This is a genomic window from Mycobacterium sp. E796 (assembly GCF_001672815.1).
In the GTDB taxonomy this organism is placed as follows: Bacteria; Actinomycetota; Actinomycetes; order Mycobacteriales; family Mycobacteriaceae; genus Mycobacterium.
In genome coordinates, this window is record NZ_LZKK01000182.1 from 1 (window position 1) to 1,187 (window position 1,187).

The 1,187-nt window shown below is 56.6% G+C and carries 2 protein-coding genes; one reads left to right on the forward strand and one right to left on the reverse strand.

Translation table 11 applies throughout. From position 1 onward, the window contains the following. Nucleotides 1-102: 102 nt before the first annotated feature. The gene (locus A5706_RS13240; RefSeq protein ID WP_068131231.1) at nucleotides 103-642 is read left to right on the forward strand and encodes a PE family protein; all 540 of its coding nucleotides are present in this window, start codon (nucleotides 103-105) and stop codon (nucleotides 640-642) included. 254 nt (nucleotides 643-896) lie between these two features. Here the strand turns inward: A5706_RS13240 and A5706_RS13245 are convergent. Further along, the coding region (locus A5706_RS13245; protein ID WP_231984910.1) for a hypothetical protein at nucleotides 897-1,187 on the reverse strand (291 nt) is incomplete at its 5' end.

Genomic DNA, 1,187 nt, shown 5'->3' on the forward strand with positions numbered 1-1,187 from the left:
CCCGACCACAGAGGGCGAAAGTCCCTATTTGGATTTGCCGGCTCGCGGTGAAGATCCTGTCCTACCGATGAGTCGATGAAGAGACCGGGCGGGAGGATCAAGATGTCTGCGGTGATCGCGACACCGGAGCTGATAGAGGCGGCGGCAACGGATTTGGCGGGTATCGGTTCAACGGTCAACGCTGCGCATATGACAGCGGGGCCCTCGACACTTTTCGTGCGCCCCGCTGCCGCCGATGAGGTGTCGGCGGGGATCGCGCATCTGTTCTCCGGTTACGCCCAGGACTATCACGCGCTGGCCGGGAAGGCGGCGGCGTTTCAGGAGCAATTTGTGCAGCACCTGACCACCAGTGCCGGCGCGTATGCCGGCGCGGAGGCCGCCAACATGGCGTCGCTGATCAAGCCCTTGACAGCAATTGGGGCCCCGATTGCCGCTGCTGCCACAACCGCCCAGTCCACGATGAGCGATTTAATAGCGAATGTGATAACAAATATTCAAGCCGGAATAGAGACATTGATAACGATGATTACATCTTTATTAATGTTGCTAGCGATTGTACCCTTTTTGCTACTGTTTCTTTTAAGTGTTGCTTTATACGGGCCATGGTGGCTTGTTTTGCTTAATGCCGGGCGTGGGTATTGAGATGACGCCCCCCTCAGCGCGGTCGGTGAGGTTCGCGCAGTCGGATCGACGCCCAACGAGTTGGTCGCGAGGGTTGGATTCTCCATCGTTCCTTCGCCGAACCTTTCACGTTCGTGGTCGGGCAGCGTCTAGCCGACGACGAGGCGTGTCTCGGCTTTGAAGGTGCCGTCGCGGTTGTCCCGGACGTGGACGCTGGTGGTGATGGCGATGTCCGGCCAGGGCCAAGAGGCAGGCCGCAACGCAGAGCGCGTCTGTTAGATCGGGAAGAACATCGGAATGGGAGTACCTGTTGCAATAAAAAGTAAAACTAGTGCTACCCAAGCGCCTATGATTACAAAAGTGCCGACCGTAACGAAAATGCTCCATAACGCCGGGTAGCCTTGAATAAATATCCAAAACTGGTAAAAGGCTGCGCCCAATATCTTGAGTAATTGGTCGAAAGCTGCGCTAACAATGTTGCCTAACTCGTATCGGACAGCCCCGACGGCGCTGCCAATCAAGTTCACAACCCCTCCCAAGGGCTTTAGCAACGACGCCATGTTGGC

Bases quoted from the DNA above. Each gene is read 5' to 3' on its own strand.
- A5706_RS13240 (WP_068131231.1), top strand. From the start codon at position 103: ATGTCTGCGGTGATCGCGACACCGGAGCTGATAGAGGCGGCGGCAACG.